Genomic DNA, 26,372 nt, shown 5'->3' with positions numbered 1-26,372 from the left:
CCTCCCGGCGTGTCCGCACCCTGCTCATGACACTGGGTGTCCTGGCCGTCCTGGCCATGGTGTTCGTCATGTTCTCCGGGTTCTGGACCGACTGGCTCTGGTACCGCTCGGTCGACTACTCGTCCGTGTTCACCACCACCCTGTGGACCAAGATCGGCCTGTTCGCCGTCTTCGGTCTGCTGATGGCGACCGCCGTCGGCGTGAACATCTGGCTCGCCCACCGGCTGCGGCCGCCGCTCAGCGCGATGTCGCTCGAGCAGCAGAGCCTCGACCGGTACCGCATGGGCATCGCCCCGTACAAGAAGTGGGTGCTGCTCGCGATCACCGCTCTGGTCGGGCTGATCGCCGGAGCGTCCGCCACGAGCCAGTGGCGTACGTGGCTGATGTGGGTCAACGGAGTCCCCTTCGGTCAGAAGGACCCGCAGTTCCAGATGGATGTCGCGTTCTACGCGTTCGACCTCCCCTGGTACCGGTTCCTGCTGGGCTTCGGCTTCGCGGCCGTCGTGCTGTCGCTGATCGCCGCGGCGCTGACCCACTACCTGTACGGCGGGCTGCGCATCACCAGCCCGGGCGGTCGCGCGACCGCTGCGGCCACCGGCCATCTGTCGGTGCTGCTCGGCCTGTTCGTCGCGCTGAAGGCAGTCGCGTACTGGCTGGACCGCTACGGGCTCGCGGTGAAGTCCAGTGACTTCAAGGCGACCGACAACTGGACGGGCCTGCGCTACGTCGACGCCAACGCCTACCTGCCGGCGAAGACGATCCTGTTCTGCATCGCCGTCATCTGCGCGCTGCTGTTCTTCGCGACCCTGTGGCGCCGCACCTGGCAGCTGCCGGTGATCGGCTTCGGCCTGATGGTGCTGTCGGCGATCCTGATCGGCGGCCTGTACCCGGCCATAGTCCAGAAGTTCCAGGTCCAGCCGAACGAGCAGGCCAAGGAAGCGCCGTACATCGAGAAGAACATCGAGGCGACCCGTAAGGCCTACGGGATCGACGGCGTCAAGCCCGCGGACTACCTGGGCAAGGGTGAGGTGAAGGACCCCGACCAGCAGCGGAAGAACGCCGACGACGCCGCCAGTTACCGCATGAACGACCCGAACATCGTCTCGCCGACGTTCCAGCAGCTGGAGCAGGAGCGGAAGTACTACCAGTTCCCGGCGACCCTGGACGTCGACCGCTACAAGGGTCAGGACACGGTCATCGGTCTGCGCGAGCTCAACCTCGCAGGCGTCGACAAGCGCAACTGGATCAACGACCACTTCACCTACACCCACGGCTTCGGCGCTGTCACGGCCAAGGGCACCGACACCGCCGCGGGCACGAGCGGCGCCCCGGACTTCACGGACTCCGGCCTGCCGACCAAGGGCATGCTCGGCGACTACGAGCAGCGGATCTACTACGGCGAGAAGACCACCCAGTACTCGATCGTGGGCGGCCCCAGAAGGAGCTGGACTACGAGCGGGACGGCGGCGGCCAGGTCACCACGAGCTACAAGGGCAAGGGCGGCATCGACCTCTCCGGCCCGCTCAACCGCGCCGCGTACGCCGTCGCCTTCAGCGAGCCGCAGATCATGTACTCGGGCGCCATCGGTGACGGTTCGAAGATCCTTTACAACCGCACGCCCAAGGAGCGCGTCGAGGCGGTGGCTCCGTGGCTGACGATCGACGGCGACGCGTACCCCGCCGTGATCGGCAAGCGGATCCAGTGGGTCATCGACGCCTACACCACCACCAACGGCTACCCGTACGCCTCGCGTACGACGCTGGGGGACACCACGGCCGACTCGCTGACCGACCGGCAGCGCGCGGTGGTCGCGCAGCAGAACCAGGTCAACTACATCCGCAACTCGGTGAAGGCCACCGTCGACGCCTACGACGGCACCGTCACGCTGTACGAGTGGGACGAGAACGACCCGGTGCTGAAGACCTGGAAGAAGGCCTTCCCCGGCACGGTGAAGGCCAAGGGCGACATCCCGGAGGAGCTGAGGGAGCACCTGCGCTACCCGCAGGACATGTTCAAGGTGCAGCGCGAGTTGCTCGCCCTCTACCACGTCACGGACGCCGGCCAGTTCTACAACGCGAGTGACGCGTGGCAGGTGCCCAACGACCCGACCAAGTCGGACACCAACGCGGTTCCGCCGTACTACCTGTCGATGAAGCTGCCGGGCGACAAGGCACAGCAGTTCTCCCTGACGACGACGTTCACTCCCAGTGGACGGCCCAACCTCCGGGCCTTCATGGCGGTCGACGCCGACGCCAAGAGCAGCGACTACGGCCGGATCCAGCTGCTGCGGGTGACGGACGACAACGTCGACGGACCTGAACAGGTGCAGAGCCGGCTGAACCGTCACGGGCCGATCGCCACCTACGTCCGTGACCTCAAGGGCGCGGACTCGACGATCAAGTACGGCAATCTGCTGACAGTGCCCCTCGACAGAGGCTTCCTGTACGTCGAACCCATCTACGCCCAGGGCCGCGGATCCGAGTTCCCGCTCCTGAGCAAGGTCGCGGTCGTCTACGGTCAGAAGATCGGTTTCGCCGACGACCTCGCCGGCGCGCTCGGTCAGGTCTTCGGCGCGGAGGGGGCACCGGACGAGGAGACCCCGCCGGCCGACCCGGACGAGCCACCCACCGAGCCCACCGAGCCGCCGGCCACCGGTGACGCCGCGCTCCAGGACGCCATCGCGGACGCCCAGCAGGCGTACGACGACTCAAGGGCGGCCCTCGAGAAGAACCCGACGGACTGGGCCGCCTACGGCAAGGCGCAGGCCGCCCTGGAGGCAGCCCTGCAGCGGGCGGCCGACGCGCAGAAGGCGCAGCCGGAGTCCGCGCCGGGCTCGGAGGCGACGCCTGGCGCCGAGCCGGACGCGAAACCGGACGAAGGGGCGCCCGGGGACTGAGGACCACAGGCCTGAGCAGGCACCATCCCGCGTCGTGGTACGGTTGCAACACAACGACGCGGGGTGGAGCAGCTCGGTAGCTCGCTGGGCTCATAACCCAGAGGTCGCAGGTTCAAATCCTGTCCCCGCTACTGAAGAAGAGGGCCCGGATCCTTCAGGATCCGGGCCCTCTTCATGTCTGCGCGCATCTTGTGACGCCGAAGTGCGCGCCGTAGGCCGCGAGTTGGGCCTGAACGTGTTTGACTTATCTCTCTGTGGGCATGTCGACAAAACGCTGAAGTGACCTCACTGGCTGCGGTATACCAGGTGTACGCGGGTTGCAGGTGGTGCGACGATGGAATTTATGGGGGACAGGGCAACTCTGTTGGAGACAGGGCGGTTTGTGCAGCCGCATGCCGGTGACGTGGCGGACGCGATCGACGCCGCGGTCCGTGCCGACCACACGGGCAAGGGCCGGAGCGACACCGGTCACGACGACACCGACGGCAACAGCGCCGACACGGTCGAGACCGCCGGCGCGGAGGCGCGTCACCGGAGCGCTGCCGATGCCGGTGACACCGCGGCGATGAGCGTCCTCGGCGCGCTGCTTCTGCGCCGCGGAGACCTCGACGGCGCGGAGCCCTATCTGCGGGGCGCCACCGCCGACGGGGACCGCGCCGCGGCCAACAACCTCGGCGTGCTCCTCCATCAGCGCGGCTACGCGGACGAGGCGGCCGGCTGGTGGCGGATCGCCGCCGTCGCCGGATCCGCCGCCGCCGCCCACGCCCTGGGACGCCACTTCCGCGAGCGGGGCGACGAGCCGGCCGCCGAGTACTGGCTGCGCCAGTCCGCGGAGCAGGGCCACGCCCTCGGCGCGTACGCACTCGCCGACCTGCTCGAGCACCGCAGCGACGTAGGCGCCGAGCGCTGGCTGCGCACGGCCGCGGAACAGGGCCACCGCGAGGCGGCGTACCGGCTCGCCCGCGCCCTGGAGCGCCGGGCGGCGGCGGAGTGCCGCACGACCGACGGCGTCGGCAGCCTGGTCGGCACCGGACCGGCGGAGCCGGGGCCCGCGAGGGACGCCGCGCGGCGTGCTCGTCGCGGTGAGGACGGAGCGCGTTCCGCCGGTGTGGGCGGTGCGGGGCGGTCGGAGGCGCGTCGCCACGAGCCTGCGGCCGCCGTGACGGGCCCGGGCGCCGTCGGGTCGACCGACCCCGCGCTGCGCGTGCTCGCTGACGCGGAGACCGCGGCGGGCGAGCACCTGGGCGGACGCCGGGCACGTGACGGCCGTCCTGGTGCGAGCGTCTCCGGTGCGCAGGAGCGGACCGTCGAGCGGGGCGGGGCCCTGCTCGACGAGGCCGCCCAGTGGTACCGGCAGGCAGCCGCACGAGGGCACCGGCGGGCCGCCCTGTACCTGGGGGCGATCCTCGAGAGGCGCGGCCGCCTGAAGGAGGCCGGGCGCTGGTACCTCACGGCCGCCAAGGACGGCGAGGCTCGTGCCGCCTGCGCGCTCGCCTTCCTGCTGCGCGACGCGGGCGACGAGGAGAGCGCCGCCGTGTGGTGGCTGCGAGCCGCCCAGGACGGCGACGGCAACGCGGCCAACGCCCTCGGCGCGCTGCACGCGGCCAGGGGCGAGCCGCAGACGGCGGAGCGCTGGTACCGCGCCGCCATGGACGCCGGTGACGTCAACGGCGCGTACAACCTGGGTCTGCTGTGCGCTGCCCAGGACCGTACGGCCCAGGCCGAGCAGTGGTACCGCCGCGCCGCCTACGCCGGACACAGGGAGGCCGCCAACGCCCTCGCCGTCCTGCTGCTTCAGGCGGGCGATCCGGTCGGAGCCGAGCCGTGGTTCTCCAAGGCGGCGGAGGCCGGCAGTGTCGACGCCGCCTTCAACCTGGGCATCCTTCACGCCGGCCGCGACGACGACCGTACGGCTCTCACCTGGTACGAGCGGGCCGCCGCGGCGGGCCACACGGAGGCGGCGCTCCAGGTCGGCATCGCCCTGCTCAGGGACGGTGACGAGCAGGGCGCGGAGCGCCATCTGCGCTGCGCCGCGGGCGGTGGCAGCGCGGAGGCGGCGTTCCGGCTCGCCAGTGTGCTGGACGCCCGCCGCCCGCCGCCCGGCCCGCCGGCCCTCGGCGAGCCGGTGGCGGAGAAGTGCGAATGCGAGGAGTGGTACGAGCGCGCCGCCGAGCAGGGCCACCGCCGTGCCCAGGTGCGCGTGGGCATGCTGGCCGCCGCCCGCGGCGACATGGCCGACGCCGCCCGCTGGTACCGCGAGGCGGCGGAGGCGGGCAGCCGCAGCGGCGCGTTCAACCTGGGGCTCCTGCTCGCCCGCGAGGGCAGCGAGCGTGAGGCATCGCTGTGGTGGACGCGGGCGGCCCGGGCCGGACACGGTAGGGCCGCACTGCGGCTGGCGCTGCTCGCCGCTCGCCGGGGAGAACTGGCCGAGGGCCAGCGGTGGTGCGCCAGGGCGGTCGAGCTCGGCCCCGCGGAGGTCACGGAGCGAGCCGCACGACTGCGCGAGGCGCTGCTCCAGGAGCTCACTGCTTAAGGGATTTGCGCTGGTCGGCAGGGTGACGTAATGTTGTGTTCATCGCCGCGGGGTGGAGCAGCTCGGTAGCTCGCTGGGCTCATAACCCAGAGGTCGCAGGTTCAAATCCTGTCCCCGCTACTGAAACCGAAGACCCGGATCCTTGGATCCGGGTTTTCGGCGTTTTTGTGTTGGTCCGGACGCTGAACCGGACGCGAAGAGGCCCCCGATGCGGACATCGGGGGCCTCTTCGTCGCCTGTGGATCCTTGTCGCCTACGTCACCCGGCAGCGCAGTTCGGGCAGGTGCCCCGGTACGTCACCTCGACGTCGGAGATCGTGAAGCCGAAGCGCTCCGTGTCCGGGAGGTCCGCCAGCGGGTTGCCCATCGGATGCACGTCGCGGATCGCGCCGCAGCGGGCGCAGACCAGGTGCTGATGGGGGCGGTGGGCGTTGGGGTCGTACCGCTTGGCGCGCCGGTCGGTCGACACCTCGAGCACCTCACCGAGGCTCACCAGTTCGCCGAGGGTGTTGTAGACGGTCGCCCGGGAGATCTCGGGCAGCAGCCTCACTGCTCGGGCGTGCACCTCGTCGGCGGTCAGATGCACGTGTTCGCCGTCGAGGACCTCGGCCACGACACGCCGCTGGGCGGTCATGCGCCAGCCGCGTCCGCGAAGTCGTTCCAACAGGTCACTCATGAGCACCAGCCTAACAGTGGGGGGAGTGCTGTCCCGAACAAGTGTGACTTTGGATGGCTGCTTGACTTAGACATTGTCCATTGTAGGATCTAGGACAGTGCACGCCAAGGACAGGTCGTGTGCACGAACGACCGGGCAGTACATGACGCAGGAGGCGCACGTGACGCAGGGACCGCTCACCACGGAGGCCGGGGCTCCGGTCGCCGACAACCAGAACAGCGAGACCGCGGGCGTCGGCGGGCCGGTGCTTGTCCAGGACCAGCTGTTGCTCGAGAAGCTCGCGCACTTCAACCGCGAGCGCATCCCGGAGCGTGTCGTCCACGCGCGTGGCGCGGGCGCCTACGGCACCTTCACGCTGACCCGCGACGTCTCGCGGTGGACCCGCGCGAAGTTCCTCTCCGAGGTCGGCAAGCAGACCGAGACCTTCCTGCGCTTCTCGACCGTCGCCGGCAACCTCGGCGCCGCGGACGCGGTGCGCGACCCGCGCGGCTGGGCGCTGAAGTTCTACACCGAAGAGGGCAACTACGACCTCGTCGGCAACAACACCCCGGTGTTCTTCATCAAGGACGCCATCAAGTTCCCCGACTTCATCCACACCCAGAAGCGCGACCCCTACACCGGGTCCCAGGAGGCGGACAACGTCTGGGACTTCTGGGGACTGTCGCCCGAGTCCACCCACCAGGTGACCTGGCTGTTCGGCGACCGTGGCATCCCCGCGTCGTACCGCCACATGGACGGCTTCGGCTCGCACACCTACCAGTGGAACAACGAGGCCGGCGAGGTCTTCTGGGTCAAGTACCACTTCAAGACCGACCAGGGCATCAAGAACCTCACCCAGGCCGAGGCCGACAAGCTCGCCGGCGAGGACCCCGACTCGCACCAGCGCGACCTGCGTGAGGCCATCGAGCGCGGTGACTTCCCGAGTTGGACGGTGCAGGTCCAGATCATGCCCGCGGCCGAGGCGGCGACCTACCGCTTCAACCCGTTCGACCTCACCAAGGTGTGGCCGCACGCGGACTACCCGCCGATCGAGATCGGCAAGCTCGAGCTCAACCGCAACCCGGAGAACATCTTCGCCGAGGTCGAGCAGTCCATCTTCAGCCCCGCCCACTTCGTGCCGGGCATCGGTCCCTCCCCGGACAAGATGCTCCAGGGCCGGCTCTTCGCGTACGGCGATGCCCATCGCTACCGCGTCGGCATCAACGCCGACCACCTGCCGGTGAACCGCCCGCACGCCACCGAGGCACGCACCAACTCCCGTGACGGCTTCCTGTACGACGGCCGCCACAAGGGCGCGAAGAACTACGAGCCGAACAGCTTCGGCGGCCCGCACCAGACGGACCGCGCGCTGTGGCAGCCGATCCCGGTGACCGGCGTGACCGGTGACCACGCGGCCCCTGTCCACTCCGAGGACGACGACTTCGTCCAGGCGGGCAACCTCTACCGCCTGATGTCCGAGGACGAGAAGGGCCGTCTCATCGACAACCTGGCGGGCTTCATCGCCAAGGTGTCGCGTGACGACATCGCCGAGCGCGCGATCGGCAACTTCCGCCAGGCGGACGGTGACTTCGGCAAGCGGCTCGAAGCCGCGGTCCAGGCCCTGCGCGGCTGACGGCAGGCTTGTCGCAGAGGAAGGGGCCGGATCCCAGGAGGATCCGGCCCCTTCCGCGTGTCCGGGGACGTGCGTTTCCCGTGCCGTACCCGCCGGGCCGGTCCCGGCGAAGGCCCCTCCCTAGGCGACCACCTGGCTCCGGGCCGGGGCCCAGCAGCGGATGATGTCGCGGACGGAGACGACGCCGATGGGCCCGTCCCCGTCCGTCACGATCAGATGGCGGAACCCGCCGTGAGTCATGGCCCCGGCCGCCTCCTCCAAGGTCCAGGAAGGCGCGGCGAAGACGACGTCGGTCGTGGTGTGGGTGCCGGCGGTCTCCAGGTCGGGGTCCTGTCCCAGGCCGACCGAGTTCAGGATGTCCCGTTCTGTGAGGATGCCGAGGCTCGAGTCGGAGTCGAGGACCACTGCCGCGCCTACGCGGCGGGCGGCCATCAGCCGGGCCGCCTGGCGGAGTGTGTGTGCGGGTCCGATGGTGAGGACCACCGTGCTCATGGCGTCACGGACGAGCATGAAGAGAGCCACCTCCTTGGTGATCGGCCGCAAGAGAACCGATTCACAAGTTCACAAGTGTGGGGACTCTCAGAGTTGCAGCCCTTTGGGACGGCAGCAAGAGGGCGTGCGCGGCCTCTCCGGCCCGCGCATGAGCCTCCGTCACACCCGGCGTGCGCCCCTGTCCGAGCGGCGCACGCCCGCCCGCCGACGCTGACGCCGCCGCCGGTGCGTGCTCAGTACTGCTGGTTGAGGTAACCCAGCAACTCCTCGTGGAGGAGCCCGTTCGACGCCGCGGCGTTGCCGCTGTGCGGTCCCTGCCGCCCGTCGAGACCCGTGAAGACGCCGCCCGCCTCCTGGACGACGATCGCCGGAGCGGCCATGTCCCACAGGGACAGCTCCGGCTCTGCGCAGATGTCGACAGAGCCCTCGGCGACCATCATGTACGGCCAGAAGTCGCCGTAGCCCCGGGTGCGCCAGACCGCGCGCGTCAGGTCCATGAATCCGTCGAGACGCCCCTGTGCCTCCCAGCCGGTCAGCGACGAGTACGCGAAGGAGGCATCCTCTATGCGCTCGACCTTCGAGACGTGCAGACGGGTCGCGGACGTCAGACTGCGGCCGGTGTACGCGCCCCCGCCCTTCGCCGCCCACCAGCGCCTGCCGAGCGCCGGTGCCGATACGACGCCCACGACCGGCTGGTAGCCGCCCTCTCCCGCCTCCATGAGCGAGATCAGCGTCGCCCAGACCGGCACGCCGCGCACATAGTTCTTCGTGCCGTCGATCGGGTCGACGACCCAGCGCCGCGGCCCGGTGCCCTCGATGCCGAACTCCTCACCGAGGATCGCGTCGCGTGGCCGTGCCCGTTGCAGATGTCCGCGGATGAGCTCCTCCGCCGCCTTGTCGGCCTCGCTCACCGGTGTCATGTCGGGTTTCGTCTCGACCTTGAGGTCGAGGGCCTTGAACCGGTCCATGGTGGTGGCGTCGGCGGCGTCCGCGAGGACGTGGGCAAGCCGCAGATCATCGTGGTAGTCGGGCATGGCCGCCACTCTATCCGTGCAGGCCCGGTCGTTCCCGGGCCGGCCGCGGTGACGTCCTCCTGCCGCCTGTATTGACAGGGGAACGCGGCCCGTCAACTCTGTGACCGGAGTTGCTCGGCCGGGGAGGCGACCATGCCTGCAGCGCGGGAGTCACTGCTGGACGCCGCTCTGGCGGCGCTGCGCGACCTGCCGTGGTCCGGGATCCGGATGGTCGACGTCGCCTCCGCCGCGGGCGTCTCCCGCCAGACCCTCTACAACGAGTTCGGCAGCAAGGACGGTCTCGCCCGCGCCCTCGTGCGGCGCGAGGCCGACGCGTACCTGCGCGGGGTGGAACGGCTGATGGCGCGGAGCGGCTCGGTCGCCGACCGGCTCGTGGCCGTCGCCGAGTGGACCGTCGGCGAGGCGCGCGCGAGACCCGTACTGCGCGCGCTGCTCACCGGCTGCTGGGGCGAACGGCTGCCGGTGCCACGCCCGGTGCGCGGCGGGACCGGGCTGTCGAGGGTGCCCGCCCAGCGTCGCGCTGACGCGTGGCTGCCCGGTCCGGCGGATCTGGTCGCGGCCGTGCGGGACCGTTCGCTCGCGAAGGGACACGGGAGCCGGCTCGGGGACGGTGACGGCGAACCGGGCGACCTGCCTCAGCGCTGCGAACTCGCGGTGCGGCTCGCGCTGTCCTTCGTCGTCGCGCCGGCCGGCGGGAGTGTCGCCCGATCGGTGCGGGCGGTGGTGGGCGACGGGCTCACTGCGACGAGCCCGAGAGCTGCAGACCGATGACCCCGACGATCACCAGTGTGATCGAGATGATCTTGAGGGTGGACACCAGGTCGTCGAGGAAGATCATGCCGTAGATGGCGGTGCCGGCGGCGCCGATCCCCGTCCACACGGCATAGGCCGGGCCCACGTCGAGCTTCTTCAGCGACAGGGTCAGCAGACCGAAACTGCCCAGCGCGAACGCGGCGAAGGCGACCGTCGGCCACAGCCTGGTGAAGCCGTGGGACAGCTTGAGACACACGGCGAAGCCCGTTTCGAGGAACCCCGCCACCACCACCAGCAGCCACGCCATGAGTACTGGGCCTCCCGCGTAGTCGACGACCGCCTGGTCCGGGACCGACCGGGCCGCGGACCGATCGGTCAGGACCGGCCGGTCCGACCTGGTGCGATTATGCACTTACCAAGCGTCAGGGACCGCAAACACCGATGACTCAGTCGCCTTCGCGTCGCTCACGGGTCGCGAGCAGTCGCCGCAGCGAATAGAGCCGCGCCGGATCGGCGTGGCCCTCCGCCACCCAGTCGTCCAGAGCGCAGTCCGGCTCGTCGTGCGAGCACGCGCGCGGGCAGCCCTCGGTGCCCGGCACCAGGTCGGGGAAGGCGTTGATGACCCGGGACGGGTCGACATGGTGCAGTCCGAAGGAGCGCACCCCGGGAGTGTCGATCACCCAGCCGCCCTTCTCGTCCGCGAGCGGGAGGGCGAGAGCGGAGGTCGTGGTGTGCCGCCCACGGCCCGTGACCGCGTTGACATGGCCGGTGCTCCGCCGCATCTCGTCCGGGACGAGGGCGTTGACCAGGGTCGTCTTGCCGACGCCGGAGTGCCCGACGAACGCGGTCGTCCGGCCGACCAGATGCTCGCGCACCCGCTTCGCGGCCCGCCCGTCGACGAACTCGTCCCGCGTGGTGACCACGTACGGGACGCCCAGCGCGCCGTACATCTCCAGTAGTTCGTCGGGCGACGCGAGATCCGACTTCGTCAGTACCAGCAGCGGTTCGAGCCCGCCGTCGTACGCCGCGACCAGACAGCGGTCGATCAGGCGCGGGCGCGGCTCGGGATCGGCGAGGGCGGTGACGATGGCGAGCCGGTCGGCGTTCGCGACGACGACCCGCTCGAACGGATCGTCGTCGTCGGCGGTACGGCGCAGCACCGAGGAACGCTTCTCGATGCGGACGATCCTTGCGAGGGTGTCCTTGTCGCCCGAGAGGTCGCCCACGATCCCGACCCGGTCACCGACGACGGCCGCTTTACGGCCCAGTTCCCGGGCCTTCATCGCCGTGATGATCCGGTCCCCGACGAGGCACGTCAGCCTGCCGCGGTCGACGGTGAGGACCATGCCCTCGAGGGCGTCCTCGTGCTTGGGGCGGATGTTGGTCCTGGGCCGGTTGCCCTTGCGGTTGGGCCGGGACCGGATGTCGTCCTCGTCGGTGTGCTTGCCGTAGCGCCGCATGATGTCAGGCCTCGAGCATTTCGGCCCACATCCGCGGGAAGTCGGGCAGGGTCTTGGCGGTCGTCGCCACGTTCTCGATCTGTACGCCGTCGACCGCGAGACCGATCACCGAGCCCGCCGTCGCCATCCGATGGTCGTCGTAGGTGCGGAAGACCCCGCCGTGCAGGGGACGCGGGCGGATGTGGAGGCCGTCCTCCGTCTCGGTCACGTCGCCGCCGAGCTCGTTGATCTCCTTGGTGAGTGCCGCCAGCCGGTCCGTCTCGTGCAGACGCAGATGGGCCACACCGCGCAGCGTCGACGGGGAGTCGGCGAGCGCCGCGACCGCCGCGATGCCGGGGGTCAGCTCGCCGACCTCGCCGAGGTCGACGTCGATGCCGTGGATGCGGCCGCTGCCGGTGAAGACCAGGGCCGTTCCGTTCGGCGTGGTCGTCAGTTCGCAGGAACCGCCCATCTCGGTGAAGATCTCGCGCAGCGCGTCACCGGGCTGGGTGGTGCGCTCCGGCCAGTCGGGGATCGTCACCCGGCCGCCGGTCACCAGTGCCGCCGCCAGGAACGGCTGGGCGTTGGACAGATCCGGTTCGATCGTCAGGTCGCGACCGAGCAGCGCGCTGTGCGACACCCGCCAGACGTCGGGCTCGCCGCCGGTCTCCGGCTCGTCGACCTGGGCGCCTACGGCGCGCAGCATGTCCACGGTCATCCGGATGTGGGGCATGGACGGGAGCCTGCCGCCGACGTGCCGCACCTCCACGCCCTGGTTGAAGCGCGGGGCGGACAGCAGCAGCGCGGAGACGAACTGGGACGACGAGGAGGCGTCGATCCGTACCGGCCCGCCCTCCAGGGCGCCGCCGCCGTGCACGGTCATGGGCAGCGAGCCGCGGCCGTCGTCGTCGATCCGGGCGCCGAGCGTCCGCAGCGCGTCGATGACGCCGTTCAGCGGGCGCTCGTACGACCGGGGGTCGCCGTCGAAGCGGATGGGACCGTCGGCCAGCGCGGCGACCGGCGGCAGGAAACGCATCACGGTGCCCGCGTTGCCGACATCGACGGTGGCGGGTCCGTTCAGGCCGGAGGGGATCACGCGCCATGCTTCGCCGGCTCCGCCGGCGGGTTCGTCGGGCGAGCCGCCCGCGGTGCTGGAAGAGACCGTCTCCTCGATGCCCACGCCCATCGCCTGAAGGGCCGTGGACATCAGCAGGGTGTCGCGCGAGCGCAGCGGGCGGCGCAGCCAGCCCGGCTCCGCGGCCAGCGCGGCCAGGACGAGGGCGCGATTGGTGACGGATTTCGAACCGGGCACGGTGACCGTCGCTTCGACGGCTCCGGTCGCAAGGGGGGCGGGCCAGAGGGCGGGCTGCACGGCGCTTTCGGTCATGGCCCTCACTTTAGTGGCTCCGCGCGGACCCAGATCTTGATCAGATATGTGGAAACCGGGGCGTAACGGGGAGGTGCTAGGCGGTGTGAGGGCCGGAGTCTCACAGGCCGAGCAGCCAGCGGCCGCCGCCGATCAGCGAGCAGACCGACACCGCGTGGAAGAAGAACAACCAGATCGCCGGTGGCACATGGGTGAGTCTGGCGAGCTGGTCGGCGTCCGAGTCGGGCGCACCGCCGTACCGCCGCTTGGACTGGAGCTCGAAGACCGGCCGCACCCCGCCGAGCAGCATGAACCAGACGGCCGTGTACGCGAAGACGGACTGCACGGCCGGCCCCGTCAGCCACGAGACGAGCAGGAACGCCGCCCCGGTGACCGTGACCGTCAGCACCCCGTACGCGTTGCGCACCATGACGAGCAGCGCCAGCAGCAGCGCGGTCGCCAGCCACAGCAGCAGCGTGATGTGGTGCGCGGCGAGCAGCCAGGCGCCGCCCAGGCCGAGCAGCGGGGCCGCCGTGTAGCCCGCGGCGGCCGTGAGGATCATCCCGATGCCGGTCGGCCTGCCGCGGCTGACGGTCAGACCGCTGGTGTCGGAGTGCAGCCGGATGCTCTGCAGCCGGCGTCCCGTGACCAGGGCCACGAGCCCGTGGCCCCCTTCGTGGGCGATCGTGACGGCGTTACGTGTCAGACGCCACAGGAAGTTCGGCATGACCGCGGCGAGCGACACCAGGCCGGTGACGGCGACGAGCCACGGCTCGGGAGCGGTCTGGGTGCCGAAGAGGCGGTCCCACAGATCGGTGAGTGACGCGCTCGCCGCGCCGGCGTATGTGGTGACCATTTCGCGGGCGGCTCCCTCGGACGGCGTACGGAAGTGGCAGTGTGGCACTTATGTGCGGACGGTATGCAGCGAGTCGTAGGCCGGAGGACCTCGTAGGCATCTTCGAGGTCGAGAAGTGGGAGCCGAAGGAGACTCTGGAACCCGACTGGAACGTGGCGCCCACCAAAGAGGTCTACGCGATCCTCGAACGCCCTCTCAAAGACGCAGGCGATCCCGCTCCGGTTCGCCAGCTGCGCACGCTGAAGTGGGGGCTGGTGCCGTCGTGGGCCAAGACGCCGGAGGGCGCGGCGCGGATGATCAACGCGCGGGCGGAGACGGTGCACGACAAGCCGTCGTTCCGCCGGCCCTTCCTCACCCGGCGCTGCATCCTGCCGGCCGACGGCTATTACGAGTGGGTCACCGGCTCCGGTGAACGTCAACTGGAGGTCGAGGGGAAGAAGAAGCGGCCGCGGAAGCAGCCGTACTTCGTCACGCCCGCCGACGGGGCGGTGTTCGCGATGGCGGGTCTCTACGAGTTCTGGCGCGACCGCACCCTGCCGGACGACCATCCGCAGGCCTGGTGGGTGACCTGTTCCGTGATCACCACGGAGGCGGAGACCGGGCCGCTGGGGGTCGCCCCGGCGGAGGGACCCCATGCGCTGGCGGACATCCACCCCCGGATGCCGCTGATGCTGACGCCGGAACGCTGGGACGCGTGGCTGGACCCGGCCCGGACCGATCCGGAGGAGCTGCGGTCGCTGCTGGAGCCGCCGCCGGGCGGGCTGATGAGGGCGTATCCCGTGACGACGGCGGTGAGCAACGTGCGGAACAACGGGCCGGAGCTGCTGGAGGAGCTGGCCGCGCCGGAAGAAGCGACGTTGTTCTGACCGGGGCCGCTCCCCCCGACCTTCACCGACGGCGACGGCCGCCGACGCCCCGCACGCCGACGGGGCCGCGCGGGGGACGGCGCGGCCGGGGGCCCGCGCCAGAATGGCCGGATGGAGCGGAATGAGATCATCGAGGTCGCCGGCGGGGACGCCCGGATCACCTGGTTCGGCGGGAAGCGCGCGCACCTCGTGCTGGCGCTCGGTCACGGTGCCGGCGGCGGGATCGAAGCGCGCGATCTGCAGGCGATCGCGCGCGTCCTGCCCGCGAACGGCGTCACCGTCGCCCTCGTGGAGCAGCCCTGGCGGGTGGCGGGCAAGAAGGTCGCTCCCGCGCCGCGGACCCTGGATGCCGCCTGGCGCGACCTCTGGCCGGCGCTCGCGAAGAAGGGGCTGCCGGTCGTCGCCGGCGGACGCAGCGCCGGCGCGCGCGTGGCGTGCAGGACCGCCGCTGAGCTCGGTGCGGCGGCCGTCCTGGCGCTGAGCTTCCCGCTGCACCCGCCGGGGCGGCCGGAGAAGTCCCGCGCGGACGAACTGCTCGGCGCGGGCGTGCCGACGCTCGTGGTGCAAGGCGGCAGCGACCCCTTCGGCCGGCCCGGCGAGTTCCCCGAGGGGTCCTACGAACTGGTGGAAGTGGCACACGGGGACCACGGGTTCGCCGTGCCCAAGCGTGCCGGGACCACCGAGGACGAGACCCTTCTCACCATCACGGACGCCGTGACCAGGTGGACCGGCTCCTTGCGGGAATGAGACACCGGCCTTCGCTGTTGAGGCGAACGTCAGAACAGAGCATGGAGTAGGGAGTCCGCCGCATGGGTACGACCTTCTGCCCGACAGCCGAGCGCGCCAACGGGTTGGACTGGACGGTGCTGTCGCAGGGCAAGAGCGGGCCGGTTCCTGCGGCGGGTGACGTGAATCGGCAGGGCCCGGTGGACCAAGGTCGACTATTCTCCGATTCGAGCGGGTCGGCATTCGGCCCCGCCACAGCGTTGGAGGAGGTGGGTCCGGTCACTGGGACCGACGCAGGGACCGACGACGGTCAGGCGCAGACGTCCGAGGAGACGACGCTCGAGCGCAATGCCCGCTTCGAGCGGGACGCTCTCGGCTACCTGGACCAGATGTATTCGGCCGCGCTGCGCATGACGCGCAATCCCGCCGATGCCGAGGATCTCGTGCAGGAGACGTACGCGAAGGCGTACGGGTCCTTCCACCAGTTCCGTGAGGGCACGAACCTCAAGGCGTGGATGTACCGGATCCTCACGAACACCTTCATCAACTCCTACCGCAAGAAGCAGCGCGAGCCCCAGCGCAGCGCGGCGGAGGAGATCGAGGACTGGCAGCTCGCGCGCGCCGAGTCGCACATGTCGACCGGGCTGCGCTCCGCGGAGTCGCAGGCCCTCGACCATCTGCCGGACTCGGACGTCAAGGAAGCCCTGCAGGCGATCCCCGAGGAGTTCCGGATCGCGGTGTATCTCGCCGACGTCGAGGGCTTTGCGTACAAGGAGATCGCGGACATCATGGGAACACCCATCGGTACGGTGATGTCCCGCCTGCACCGCGGCCGCCGCCAACTGCGCGGCATGCTCGAGGACTACGCCCGCGAGCGCGGGCTCGTCCCGGCCGGTGCGGGGGAGTCGAACGACGCGAAAGGCTCGGGCTCATGAGCTGCGGAGAGCCGCACGAGACGGACTGCTCGGAGGTCCTGGACCATCTCTACGAGTTCCTCGACCACGAGATGCCCGACAGTGACTGCACCAAGTTCGAGGTGCACTTCGAGGAGTGCTCCCCGTGCCTGGAGAAGTACGGCCTGGAGCAAGCGGTGAAGAAGCTGGTCAAGCGTTGCTGCGGGCAGGACGACGTGCCCAGCGACCTGCGGGCCAAGGTCATGGGGCGCATCGACCTGATCCGCTCGGGGCAGGCCGTCCCCGACAAGGACGTGGCGACCGCCCAGGACTAGGGCCTCCCTAGGGCCGCCGCACACACCGGCCATGCGCACAGGGTGCGCCGCGAACATCGCGGCGCACCCTGTGCGTTGTCCGCCCTGTCACCCGTACGTGCGAATGCTCGCCGTACGTCCTCCTGTCACTCCTCAACTCGCTAGCGTGGCGCTGCTCGAGGAGGTTGTGAGGAGGCGTGGGGCAGTGACGGCCATACCGGTGGCGGCGCGCGCGTACATCCTCGCCGTGATCCTCTGCGCCGCGGTCGCCGCCGCTCCGGTGGCTCTCCCCGCCGCCGTGGTGCCCTGGCCGACCGTACTGCTGCTCGCCGCCCTGTACGCCGGGGGCGAGCTGCCCGCCCGCCGGCGTGACGGCGACGACTCGGCCCCCATCGGTGCGGGCACGTTCTTCCCCGTCCTGCTGGCAGCGGCCTTTCTGCTGCCGCCCGCGGCGGCCGCCATGGTCCCTGTGCCGGGAGCGCTGCTCGGGCGGGTGGACGGACCGCCGGCCGGTGTCCGGAGGACCTGGCGCGCGGCCCGGCTGGCCCTTGCCACCTGGGGAGCCGCCCATGTGTATCTGCTGTTCGGCGGCGAACAGGCGCCGCGCGCCCCGGACTTCCCGTACGCGCTCGTGCCGGCCCTGGCCGGGTCGCTCGCCTGCTGTCTGCTGCTGACCGTCCTCGACGGCGGTATCCGGGCCACGGCGGCCGGGGTGCCTCCTCCGCGCAGCGCGCAGTGGGGGAGGGCTCCCGCGCCCGCCGTGCGGCGGGGTCTCTCCGGCTCGGCGGCACCGCACTGTGTGCACGGGCTCGCCGGACTGATGATGGCGGTCCTGTGGGGCAGCTCGTACGGGCCGCTCTCCGCCCTGTTCGTGCTGCTGCCCATGTACATCTCCTGCTGGATCTTCGCCCAGTACCACCGCGAGCGCGCCGCCCATCAGGCGACGATCCGGGCCCTGGTACAGGCCGTCGACATCAAGGACCGGTACACACGCGGGCACAGCGAACGCGTCGGCAGGGCCTCGGTGCTGATCGCCAGGGAACTGGACATGGAGGAGGAGCGCCTCGAAGTCGCCCGGTTCGCCGGCATCCTGCACGACGTGGGCAAGCTGGGGGTGCCGACGAGGGTGCTCCGCAAGGAGGGGCCGCTGACGCCGGAGGAACGGCGGGTGATCGAGCTCCACCCGGAGTACGGGCACGAGATGGTGCGGGGCATCGGCTTCCTCGGGGAGGCCCGGGCGGCGATCCTGCACCACCACGAACGGATGGACGGCAGCGGATACCCGTACGGACTGGTGGGCCACCAGATCCCCGAGTTCGCCCGGGTGGTCGCGGTGGCCGACGCGTTCGACGCGATGACGTCCACCCGCTCCTACCGGCGCGCCCGGCCGGTGGCGGTCGCCCTGCGCGAGCTGGAGCGGTGCGCCGGTACGCAGTTCGACCCGAGGATGGTGCGCGCCCTGGTACGCGCGCTGGAGCGGCACGGGTGGCAGACATCGGTGACCTCGGACGAGGCGGCGGTGCCGATGGGACCGCCCCGGACGCCGCGGTCGCCGGGATCGGGGGCTTCGCATCAGATACGGACCGGGTGAGCGGCCCACTCCGGCGGAGCCGGGCGTGAAAGGCCCCCGCGTACGCCGGCCCGTACGCGTCCTCCATGCCATCCACGCTGCCGCGGTCGCGGTGACCGCGGCCGCTCTCGCGTGGGTCGTGTCCCACGGGGTGGCACAGCCCGCGAACGCCCTCGCCTTCGGCGCGTTCATCGCCGTCGGGGAGCTCGCCCGGTGGGGAGCGGTCCCCGGGGAGAGGGAGCCGGCCCCCCTCGGGGCCGCGGGCGCGCTGGCGTACGCACTGCTCGGCGAGTGCGCCGGGGAGCCGACGGGGCACGGGGCCTTCCAGGTCGTCGCCGTCGTCGTCGCGGGCGCACTCGTCGGCGCCGTGCCGCACGTCGCCCGGGGGCAGGGACCCGCGCTCGACCATGTGGCACGGCGGGTGCTGACGGTCGGGTTCACCGCGGTGTGCTTCCAGCCGCTGTACGTCTCCGGCGAGTTGGGTCTGTGGCTCGGGCAGGGCCCCTACTACGCCCTCTTCCTGCTGGTCCTGCTGGTGCTGACCGCGCTGTGCGACGCCGTGCTGGCCGCCGTCATGCTGCGCGCCCACACCGGCCACCCCTTCGGGCCGCTGCTGCGGGACGAGCTGCGGGCGCTGCCGGGTATCGGCTCCGCCGTCGGTGCGACCGGCGCGGTCATGGCCCTGGCGGTGGCCGTCGCGGGCCTGTGGGCCCTGCCGGTGTTCTGTGTGCCGCTGCTGCTCACCCAGCTGTCCTTCCGGCGGTACGCGGCCGTGCGCGCCACCTACGGGCAGACGATCGCCTCCCTCGCCCGCGCCACGGAGGTCGCCGGCTACACCCGGCAGGGCCACGCCCGCCGGGTCGCGGAGCTCAGCGTGGCCGTCGGACGGGAGATGGGTCTGTCCGGGCCCGATCTGACCTTGCTGGAGTACGCGGCGCTGATGCACGACATCGGGCAGCTGTCCCTCGTCGATCCCGTACCGGACGGTGCCACCGCTTCGCTGCCGTCGGCCGAGCAGCGTCGTATCGCGCTGCTCGGCGGAGCCGTGGTCCGGCGCACCGGCGTCCCGGCGGCCGTGGCCGCCGTCGTGGAACAGCAGGCCGACCCGTACCGGGACCAGCCCCTGGCCGCCAGGATCGTGCGCGCCGTCAACGCATACGACGACCTGGCCGGGGGCAGCGGAAGCAGAGCGGGCGGGGCGCTGGCCGCACTGGAGCAGCTGAGGCTCGGCACAGGGCACGACTACCAGCCCGAGGTGGTCGAATCCCTGGCCAGAGTCCTGGGCAGAGTCCTGGTGTGAGGCGGTCCGGTCCCTGTCCCCACGGGGTAACCCATGGGTAATGAGCGAGCCTGCGACCGGGCATGGTTGGATGCGAAAGAAGGCACAGAAGCAGGCAGACAGTCATGCGTCCGGGCAGTGCCCCGAGCGACCGGCAGGCGGGAATCGTGAGGATCTTCGGGAAGGTACGGCATCGGCCCTCCGCCTCTTGGCGGCAGGCCACGGACCGCGCGTTCACGCTGATCGGCGACGGCCGGTACGAGGACGCGGGCGCGCTGCTGACGCGGGCGGCGGATCTTGAACCGTGGCTCTCGGAGTCCTGGTTCAATCTGGCGCTGCTGCACAAGTTCCGGCACGACTGGGAGCAGGCCCGCGCCGCGGGGCTGCGGGCGGTCGCGCTGCTGGACAAGGAGACGGGCGCCCCGGACTGGTGGAACGTCGGCATCGCCGCCACCGCCCTCCAGGACTGGCCGCTGGCCCGCCGCGCCTGGCAGGCGTACGGCCTGAAGGTCCCCGGGGCGGCCGCGGCGAACGGCGAGCCCGTCGGCATGGACCTGGGCAGCGCCGCGGTGCGGCTCTCGCCGGAGGGCGAGGCCGAGGTGGTGTGGGGCCGCAGGCTCGACCCGGCACGGATAGAGGTGCTCTCCATCCCGCTGCCGTCGTCCGGGCGGCGCTGGGGAGAGGTCGTGCTGCACGACGGCGTCCCGAACGGCGAGCGCACCACGACCGCAGGGCCGTCCTTCCCGGTCTTCGACGAGATCGAGCTCTGGGCGCCCTCTCCCGTCCCGACCTGGGTGGTCCTTCTGGAGGCGGCGACGGAAACCGACCGGGACGCCCTGGAGCGCCTGGCGGCGGACGCCGGCTTCGCCGCGGAGGACTGGTCCTCGTCGGTGCGGCTGCTGTGCCGGGCCTGTTCCGAGGGAAGCATGCCGAGCGCGGAGGGCGAGGGGGAGCACCTCGATCCGCACGACCACAGCGAGCCGGGCCACCCGGGACCGCTGGGGCACCGCACGGGTGGCGATCTCTGGTCGCCGGAGCGCGAGTGCGGCATAGCGGCGCCCGCCGGACTGGTACGGGGCCTGCTCGACGGCTGGGTCGCCGACAGCCCGGACTCCCGGGAGTGGCGGGATCTCGAGGAAGTCTGCTGACGACTGCCCGTAGGCTGTACGGACACGTGAGTGACCGGGCATCGGGCCATGGTCGGGTACTGAGAAGGGCGCAGAGGCTGACATGGCGTCGCAGCAGTCGCAGCAGGGGACGGACCAGCGGGTCGACGAGGAGGGTTTCCTCGTGGACACGGAGAACTGCGAGGAGCGTGAGCTGGCGTACCGCGAGCGCGGCACCTCGCGCCCGATCACGGTCGTCGGGAATCCCGTGCTCCACAAGGAGTGCAAGGACGTCACCGAGTTCGACGACAAGCTCGCCGCCCTCATCGACGACATGTTCGCCAGCCAGAAGACGGCTGAGGGCGTGGGGCTGGCCGCCAACCAGATCGGTGTCGACCTGAAGGTGTTCGTCTACGACTGCCCCGACGACGAGGGCGTACGGCACACCGGTGTGGTGTGCAACCCGGTCCTGGAGGAGCTGCCGCCGGAGGAGCGCGTCCTCGACGACTCCAACGAGGGCTGCCTCTCCGTACCGACGGCGTACGCCTCGCTGGCCCGTCCCGACTACGCGGTGGTCCGCGGCCAGGACGCGCAGGGCGACCCGATCAAGGTGCGGGGCACCGGCTACTTCGCCCGCTGCCTGCAGCACGAGACCGATCACCTGTACGGATACCTGTACATCGACCGTCTCTCCAAGCGTGAGCGCAAGGACGCGCTGCGGCAGATGGCGGAGGGCACCCCGCGTTACGAGGTCGTCCCCAACGACTGAACCCCGCCGCACGCCCGCCGGCCCCACTCGCCGCGAGCGGGGCCGTCGCTGTTCGCGCGGGCGTCATTGGGCGGACAAATGACGCCTGCTCAGGCGTGGTTGACGCGCGTGGAACGGCCCGTCAGTCTCTGCGGTTGCACCGTCCCCACCCGGTATGGAGGCTCGATGTTCAGACGTACCGCACGAGTGCTGCTGTCGATTGTCATGCTCATGGTGGCCGGTCTGGGAGGGGTCGTCGCGACCGCCGGAAGCGCCCAGGCCGACGACTGCTACACCTGGTCACGCACCCTCTCCCAGGGGGCTTCCGGCTCCGACGTCAGCCAGCTCCAGATCCGCATGTCCGGCTACCCGGGCTACGGCGCCGTGCTCGCCGTCGACGGCTCCTACGGGCCGGCCACCACCGCCGCCGTCAAGCGCTTCCAGTCCGCCTACGGCCTCGCCGCCGACGGCGTCGCCGGCCCCGCCACCTTCAGCAAGATCTACGCCCTCCAGGACGGCGACTGCACACCGGTCCACTTCAGCTACGCCGAACTCAACCGCTGCAACTCCACCTGGTCCGGTGGCGCGGTGAGCGCGGCGACCGCCAAGGCCAACGCGCTGCGGACGATGTGGAAGCTGGAGGCCCTGCGACACGCCCTGGGGGACCGCCCCATCACCGTGACCAGCGGCTTCCGGTCGTACTCCTGCAACAGCGCGGTCGGCGGCGCATCCGGCAGCCGCCACCTCTACGGCGACGCGGCCGACCTGGGCGCCGGACCGCACTCGCTGTGCAAGCTGGCCCAGCAGGCCCGTAACCACGGCTTCAACGGGATCCTCGGCCCGGGCTATCCCGGCCACAACGACCACACGCACCTCGATCACCGCGGCAGCCGCTTCTGGTCCGCACCGAGCTGCGGCATCTGAGGCACCGGAGAACGAAGCGGCCCGCGCATCCCCCCGTGAGAGACGCGGGCCGCTGCCTTCCCGAGCGGCGCTCGGACGGTCAGAAGTCGTCGTCGAACGCGACCGACCCCTCGACCGCCACCTGGTAGGCGGACGGGCGGCGCTCGAAGAAGTTGGTCAGCTCCTGGACCCCCTGCAACTCCATGAAGGAGAACGGGTTCTGCGAGCCGTACACCGGGGCGAAGCCGAGGCGGGTGAGCCGCTGGTCGGCGACGCACTGGAGGTACTCGCGCATCGACTCGGTGTTCATGCCCGGCAGTCCCTCACCGCACAGGTCACGGCCGAACTGGAGCTCCGCCTCGACCGCTTCCTTCAGCATGTCGGTGACCTGTTGCCGCAGTTCGTCGTCGAAGAGGTCCGGCTCCTCCTTGCGGACGGTGTCCACGACCTCGAAGGCGAAGTTCATGTGCATCGTCTCGTCCCGGAACACCCAGTTGGTGCCGGTGGCCAGTCCGTGCAGCAGACCGCGGGAGCGGAACCAGTAGACGTACGCGAAGGCGCCGTAGAACAACAGGCCCTCGATGCACGCCGCGAAGCAGATCAGGTTGAGCAGGAAGCGGCGGCGGTCCGCCCGGGACTCGAGACGGTCGACGCTCTCGACCGAGTCCATCCACTTGAAGCAGAACGAGGCCTTCTCCTTGATGGACGGGATGTTCTCGACCGCCGCGAAGGCCGCCGCCCGGTCCTCGGGGTCGGGGAGATAGGTGTCGAGCAGCGTCAGATAGAACTGGACGTGGACGGCCTCCTCGAACAGCTGCCGCGACAGATACAGCCGAGCCTCGGGGGAGTTGATGTGCTTGTAGAGCGTCAGCACGAGGTTGTTCGCCACGATCGAGTCACCCGTCGCGAAGAACGCGACCAGCCGGCCGATCATGTGCTGCTCACCCGGGGAGAGCTTGGCCAGGTCGGCCACGTCCGAGTGCAGGTCGACCTCCTCCACCGTCCAGGTGTTCTTGATGGCGTCCCGGTAGCGCTCGTAGAAGTCCGGGTAGCGCATGGGCCGGAGAGTGAGTTCGAAGCCCGGGTCGAGAAGGTTCTTGGTGGTGGAGCTCATTACTGGCAGGCCTCGCAGGACTCGGGGTTTTCCAGGGAGCAGGCGACGGCATCCTCGGGCGTCACCTGTGCGGGGACCGGGACGGCGGCCGACGCGGCGCGCGCGATCCTGGTCGCCGGGCGCGAGCGCAGGTAGTACGTGGTCTTCAGGCCCTGCTTCCACGCGTACGCGTACATCGAGCTGAGCTTGCCGATCGTCGGCGTCTCGAGGAACAGGTTCAAGGACTGGCTCTGGTCCAGGAACGGCGTACGGGCGGCAGCCATGTCGATCAGCCCGCGCTGGGGATCTCCCAGGCGGTGCGGTACAGCGCACGGATCTCCTCCGGCACCCAGGTGAAGCCCTGCACCGAGCCGCTCGCCTCGCGCAGCGCCTCACGCGTCTGCGCGTCCCAGACGCCGAGCCGCTTCAGGTCGTCCACCAGGTAGGAGTTGACCTGGAGGAACTCGCCGCTGAGCGTCTCGCGCTTGAAGAGGTTGGAGACCTGCGGCTCGATGCACTCGTAGACACCGGCGATCGAGGCGATGGTCGCGGTCGGCGCGATGGCGAGGAGCAGCGAGTTGCGCATGCCGACGTCGGCGATCCGGGCACGCAGCGCCTCCCAGCGCTCCGGCCAGTTCAGCGTCGTGTCGTAGTGGTCGGGGTGCAGCACGCCGCGTGCCGTGCGGGTCCCGGCCCAGGCCGGCAGCGGCCCGTTGCGCTCCGCGAGATCGCACGAGGCCTCGTAGGCCGCGAGCATGATCCGCTCGGCGATCTTCGTGGAAAGGGCCCTGGCCTCCGCCGAGTCGAAGGGCAGCCGCAGCTTGAAGAAGACGTCCTGCAGACCCATCACGCCCAGGCCCACCGGGCGCCACCTGGCGTTGGACCGCCCGGCCTGCTCCGTCGGGTAGAAGTTGATGTCGACGACGCGGTCGAGGAAGGTGACGGCCGTGCGGACGGTGGCGTCCAGCCGCTCCCAGTCGATGCCGTCGCCGCTGACGAACGCGCCGAGGTTCACGGAGCCGAGGTTGCACACGGCCGTCTCGCCGTCGTCCGTGACCTCGAGGATCTCCGTGCACAGGTTGGAGGAGTGCACGACCCGGCCCGGCTCCGCGGTCTGGTTCGCGGTGCGGTTGGACGCGTCCTTGAAGGTCATCCAGCCGTTGCCGGTCTGGGCGAGGGTGCGCATCATCCGGCCGTAGAGGTCACGCGCGGGAACGGACCTGCGGGCCAGTCCCGCGGCCTCCGCCCGGCGGTAGGCCGCGTCGAAGGCCTCGCCCCACAGGTCGACCAGCTCCGGGACGTCGACCGGGGAGAACAGCGACCACTCGGCGTCCGCCTCGACGCGGCGCATGAACTCGTCCGGGATCCAGTGCGCCAGGTTCAGGTTGTGCGTACGGCGGGCGTCCTCACCGGTGTTGTCGCGCAGTTCGAGGAACTCCTCGATGTCCGCGTGCCAGGTCTCCAGGTAGACGGCGGCGGCCCCCTTGCGGCGACCGCCCTGGTTCACTGCGGCGACCGAGGCGTCGAGGGTCTTCAGGAACGGGACGATGCCGTTGGAGTGCCCGTTTGTGCCGCGGATCAGTGAACCGCGGGCGCGGATACGGGAGTACGACAGCCCGATGCCGCCCGCGTGCTTGGAAAGGCGCGCGACCTGGTGGTAGCGGTCGTAGATCGAGTCGAGTTCGTCCAGCGGAGAGTCCAGCAGGTAGCAGGACGACATCTGGGGGTGGCGGGTGCCGGAGTTGAAGAGAGTGGGGGAGGAAGGGAGGTAGTCCAGCCGGCTCATCAGGCGGTACAGCGCCGCGACCTCCTCCAGGGCGCGCGGCGAGTCGTCCTCGGCGAGCCCGCAGGCGACGCGGAGCATGAAGTGCTGGGGCGTCTCGACGACCTGGCGGGTGATCGGGTGGCGCAGCAGGTAGCGGCTGTAGAGGGTGCGCAGGCCGAAGTAGCCGAAGCGGTCGTCGGCCTCGAGGTCGATCAGCGCGTCGAGCCGGGCGGCGTGCAGTGCCACGAAGGCGGCCGTGCGGTCGGCGATCAGTCCCTCGCGGTGACCGGTGGCGACCGAGGCGGTGAACGAGGAAGCGCCCTGCCCGGCCGCCTCTTCGGCGATCGTGCGGGTCAGCAGACGTGCGGCGAGCCGGGAGTAGGCGGGGTCGTCCGAGATGAGGCCCGCGGCCGCTTCGGCGGCGAGGGAGTGCAGCTCTGCCGCGTCGGACCCGGCGTTGCGGCCGCGCAGCGCGGCGGCGGCGACCTTGCCCGGGTCGGTGTCGGGCAGGTCCGCCGTCAGGTCCGTCAAGGTCCGCAGCAGCGCGGTCCCGGGGCCGTCGTTCTCCGTCGCTGAGACCGGATCGGCTGGCGCGATGGTCATGTGATGCTCTCCCTCGCTCGGCTCTGGGCCGGCGGAGGGGGCGGGCCGTGGCACGCGTGACGGGGCAGCACGGCGCACGGCGTCCACCGGCCCAACCGCGAGGCCCGGACGTCTGGGCATCCGGATCGGTCGAACCGGATGCGCCGTCGACAGGTCCTCGGACTCGAACGGGTACGGCAAAGCGCACCGGATCACACCGTTGCGGGACAGTTCCGGATTCGCACCGGATTCCCCTGTGGCGACAGCGAGATGAGCATACATGTGGGGGCGGGCTGCTGCGCCTGCCCCTACATGTTGTGTCGGGAGGTCGGGTGGAGCTCCAGTGCGTACGTCAGCAGCGAAACGAGGCCCGGGACCGGTTCCCAGTCCCGTTCCGGTGTGCGCACGAAGCCGAGCCGGTCGTAGATGCGGTGAGCCGCGTACATCGTGGGCTGTGTCGACAGCACCAGCCGTACACACCCCGGGGTGGCTCTCGCCCGCTCCACGCAGGTGCGCACCAGCGCCTCGCCGGCGCCGCGGCCGCGTGCCCGGGCGTCCACGGCGAGCATCCGGAACTCGGCCTCGCCAGGTCCCGCGATGTCGGCGAACGGTCCGCCGGCAGGGACGAACGCCACACCGCCGAGCAGCGTGTTCTGCGCGTCGACGGCGACGTACACCTCTGCCTGCGCGTTGCGGCCCGCGACGTCGCGGAGCACCTCGATGTACGGGTCCTGCTCGCCGAGGGCCAGCAGCCCGCCGTCGAGATAGGCGCCGGCGGTCAACTCTCCGAGTGCCGTGTGCTCCCCGGGTTCTATGTTCCGGATGGTGATGTCCATGCCCGGCAGTGTGCATCAGGGCACGGCGAAGGGCC

Annotated in this window: 21 protein-coding genes, 2 tRNA genes, 2 pseudogenes and 1 riboswitch; of the genes and pseudogenes, 15 read left to right on the top strand and 10 right to left on the bottom strand. The window is 70.8% G+C overall.

Annotated features, from left to right (window positions below; translation table 11 throughout):
- Positions 1-26 precede the first annotated feature (26 nt).
- The 4 genes and pseudogenes from GLX30_RS12685 to GLX30_RS12670 all read left to right on the top strand — a co-directional run bounded on the left by GLX30_RS12685 (position 27) and on the right by GLX30_RS12670 (position 5,549).
- Positions 27-2,896 (top strand): annotated as a pseudogene (locus GLX30_RS12685) (UPF0182 family protein).
- 57 nt (positions 2,897-2,953) lie between these two features.
- Positions 2,954-3,027 (top strand) — tRNA-Met (locus tag GLX30_RS12680).
- Between the two features lie 203 nt (positions 3,028-3,230).
- A complete protein-coding gene (locus GLX30_RS12675; RefSeq protein ID WP_159687490.1) occupies positions 3,231-5,429 on the top strand; it encodes an SEL1-like repeat protein in 2,199 nt (732 codons plus the stop codon).
- Positions 5,430-5,475: 46 nt separating this feature from the next.
- Positions 5,476-5,549 (top strand) — tRNA-Met (locus GLX30_RS12670).
- Between the two features lie 138 nt (positions 5,550-5,687).
- On the opposite strand, the gene GLX30_RS12665 is transcribed toward GLX30_RS12670, so the two are convergent.
- Complete coding sequence (locus GLX30_RS12665) at positions 5,688-6,104, bottom strand: Fur family transcriptional regulator (protein ID WP_159687487.1); 417 nt, start codon at positions 6,102-6,104, stop codon at positions 5,688-5,690.
- 142 nt (positions 6,105-6,246) lie between these two features.
- Between GLX30_RS12665 and GLX30_RS12660 the strand changes: the two genes are divergently transcribed.
- Positions 6,247-7,716, top strand: coding sequence for a catalase (locus GLX30_RS12660; RefSeq protein ID WP_159687485.1), 1,470 nt, complete (start codon positions 6,247-6,249; stop codon positions 7,714-7,716).
- Positions 7,717-7,836: 120 nt separating this feature from the next.
- Here the strand turns inward: GLX30_RS12660 and GLX30_RS12655 are convergent, their stop codons facing one another.
- Both GLX30_RS12655 and hisN read right to left on the bottom strand, forming a co-directional pair.
- Positions 7,837-8,226 carry a CBS domain-containing protein gene (locus GLX30_RS12655; protein ID WP_159695002.1) on the bottom strand — a complete coding sequence of 130 codons (390 nt, stop codon included), beginning with the start codon at positions 8,224-8,226 and terminating at the stop codon, positions 7,837-7,839.
- Between the two features lie 215 nt (positions 8,227-8,441).
- Positions 8,442-9,242, bottom strand: coding sequence for a histidinol-phosphatase (gene hisN / locus GLX30_RS12650; RefSeq protein WP_159687482.1), 801 nt, complete (start codon positions 9,240-9,242; stop codon positions 8,442-8,444).
- Between the two features lie 132 nt (positions 9,243-9,374).
- On the opposite strand from hisN, the gene GLX30_RS12645 reads away from it, so the two are divergent.
- Positions 9,375-10,013: a TetR/AcrR family transcriptional regulator gene (locus GLX30_RS12645; RefSeq protein WP_159687479.1), complete on the top strand. Its 639-nt coding sequence runs from the start codon at positions 9,375-9,377 to the stop codon at positions 10,011-10,013.
- On the opposite strand, the gene GLX30_RS12640 is transcribed toward GLX30_RS12645, so the two are convergent.
- From GLX30_RS12640 to GLX30_RS12625, 4 genes are all read right to left on the bottom strand, one after another.
- Positions 9,979-10,302, bottom strand: coding sequence for a multidrug efflux SMR transporter (locus tag GLX30_RS12640; protein WP_159687477.1), 324 nt, complete (start codon positions 10,300-10,302; stop codon positions 9,979-9,981). The two genes, GLX30_RS12645 and GLX30_RS12640, sit on opposite strands and share 35 nt — an antisense overlap.
- 139 nt (positions 10,303-10,441) lie before the next feature.
- Positions 10,442-11,455, bottom strand: coding sequence for a ribosome small subunit-dependent GTPase A (gene rsgA, locus GLX30_RS12635; RefSeq protein WP_159687474.1), 1,014 nt, complete (start codon positions 11,453-11,455; stop codon positions 10,442-10,444).
- A 4-nt stretch (positions 11,456-11,459) separates the two neighbouring features.
- The gene (gene aroA / locus GLX30_RS12630; protein WP_159687470.1) at positions 11,460-12,821 is read right to left on the bottom strand and encodes a 3-phosphoshikimate 1-carboxyvinyltransferase; all 1,362 of its coding nucleotides are present in this window, start codon (positions 12,819-12,821) and stop codon (positions 11,460-11,462) included.
- A 100-nt stretch (positions 12,822-12,921) separates the two neighbouring features.
- A complete protein-coding gene (locus GLX30_RS12625) occupies positions 12,922-13,656 on the bottom strand; it encodes a M50 family metallopeptidase (protein WP_159687467.1) in 735 nt (244 codons plus the stop codon).
- Between the two features lie 50 nt (positions 13,657-13,706).
- Between GLX30_RS12625 and GLX30_RS12620 the strand changes: the two genes are divergently transcribed.
- From GLX30_RS12620 to GLX30_RS12580, 9 genes are all read left to right on the top strand, one after another.
- Entirely contained in the window at positions 13,707-14,522 is an 816-nt protein-coding gene (locus GLX30_RS12620) for an SOS response-associated peptidase (RefSeq protein WP_159687464.1), read from the top strand.
- A 111-nt stretch (positions 14,523-14,633) separates the two neighbouring features.
- Positions 14,634-15,269 (top strand): alpha/beta family hydrolase, encoded by a 636-nt coding sequence (locus tag GLX30_RS12615; protein WP_159687461.1) that lies wholly within the window; start codon positions 14,634-14,636, stop codon positions 15,267-15,269.
- Positions 15,270-15,517: 248 nt separating this feature from the next.
- A complete protein-coding gene (locus GLX30_RS12610) occupies positions 15,518-16,183 on the top strand; it encodes a sigma-70 family RNA polymerase sigma factor (RefSeq protein WP_037773788.1) in 666 nt (221 codons plus the stop codon).
- The gene (rsrA, locus tag GLX30_RS12605) at positions 16,180-16,476 is read left to right on the top strand and encodes a mycothiol system anti-sigma-R factor (RefSeq protein WP_005312173.1); all 297 of its coding nucleotides are present in this window, start codon (positions 16,180-16,182) and stop codon (positions 16,474-16,476) included. The genes GLX30_RS12610 and rsrA overlap by 4 nt, the downstream gene beginning before the upstream one ends.
- Before the next feature lie 184 nt (positions 16,477-16,660).
- Positions 16,661-18,046, top strand: coding sequence for an HD-GYP domain-containing protein (locus GLX30_RS12600; protein ID WP_159687459.1), 1,386 nt, complete (start codon positions 16,661-16,663; stop codon positions 18,044-18,046).
- A 91-nt stretch (positions 18,047-18,137) separates the two neighbouring features.
- Entirely contained in the window at positions 18,138-19,325 is a 1,188-nt protein-coding gene (locus GLX30_RS12595; RefSeq protein WP_244258441.1) for an HD domain-containing protein, read from the top strand.
- Positions 19,326-19,471: 146 nt separating this feature from the next.
- Positions 19,472-20,452, top strand: a complete 981-nt coding sequence (locus GLX30_RS12590; protein WP_159687456.1) for a hypothetical protein — start codon at positions 19,472-19,474, stop codon at positions 20,450-20,452.
- Between the two features lie 82 nt (positions 20,453-20,534).
- Complete coding sequence (gene def / locus GLX30_RS12585; protein WP_159687453.1) at positions 20,535-21,179, top strand: peptide deformylase; 645 nt, start codon at positions 20,535-20,537, stop codon at positions 21,177-21,179.
- A gap of 165 nt (positions 21,180-21,344) precedes the next feature.
- Entirely contained in the window at positions 21,345-22,082 is a 738-nt protein-coding gene (locus tag GLX30_RS12580; protein WP_159687451.1) for a D-Ala-D-Ala carboxypeptidase family metallohydrolase, read from the top strand.
- Positions 22,083-22,161: 79 nt separating this feature from the next.
- On the opposite strand, the gene GLX30_RS12575 is transcribed toward GLX30_RS12580, so the two are convergent.
- The 3 genes and pseudogenes from GLX30_RS12575 to GLX30_RS12565 form a co-directional block, all read right to left on the bottom strand.
- The gene (locus tag GLX30_RS12575) at positions 22,162-23,175 is read right to left on the bottom strand and encodes a ribonucleotide-diphosphate reductase subunit beta (RefSeq protein ID WP_208545406.1); all 1,014 of its coding nucleotides are present in this window, start codon (positions 23,173-23,175) and stop codon (positions 22,162-22,164) included.
- A pseudogene (locus GLX30_RS12570) lies at positions 23,175-25,522 on the bottom strand (ribonucleoside-diphosphate reductase subunit alpha). The gene GLX30_RS12575 and the pseudogene GLX30_RS12570 overlap by 1 nt, the downstream one beginning before the upstream one ends.
- Positions 25,523-25,652: 130 nt before the next feature.
- Positions 25,653-25,786, bottom strand: a riboswitch (cobalamin riboswitch).
- A gap of 23 nt (positions 25,787-25,809) precedes the next feature.
- Positions 25,810-26,337, bottom strand: a complete 528-nt coding sequence (locus GLX30_RS12565) for a GNAT family N-acetyltransferase (RefSeq protein ID WP_159687448.1) — start codon at positions 26,335-26,337, stop codon at positions 25,810-25,812.
- Between the last annotated feature and the right edge of the window lie 35 nt (positions 26,338-26,372).

Origin of the sequence: Streptomyces sp. Tu 2975 (genome assembly GCF_009832925.1) — a bacterium.
Lineage (GTDB): Bacteria > Actinomycetota > Actinomycetes > Streptomycetales > Streptomycetaceae > Streptomyces.
This window is presented reverse-complemented; position numbering and strand designations above follow the sequence as displayed.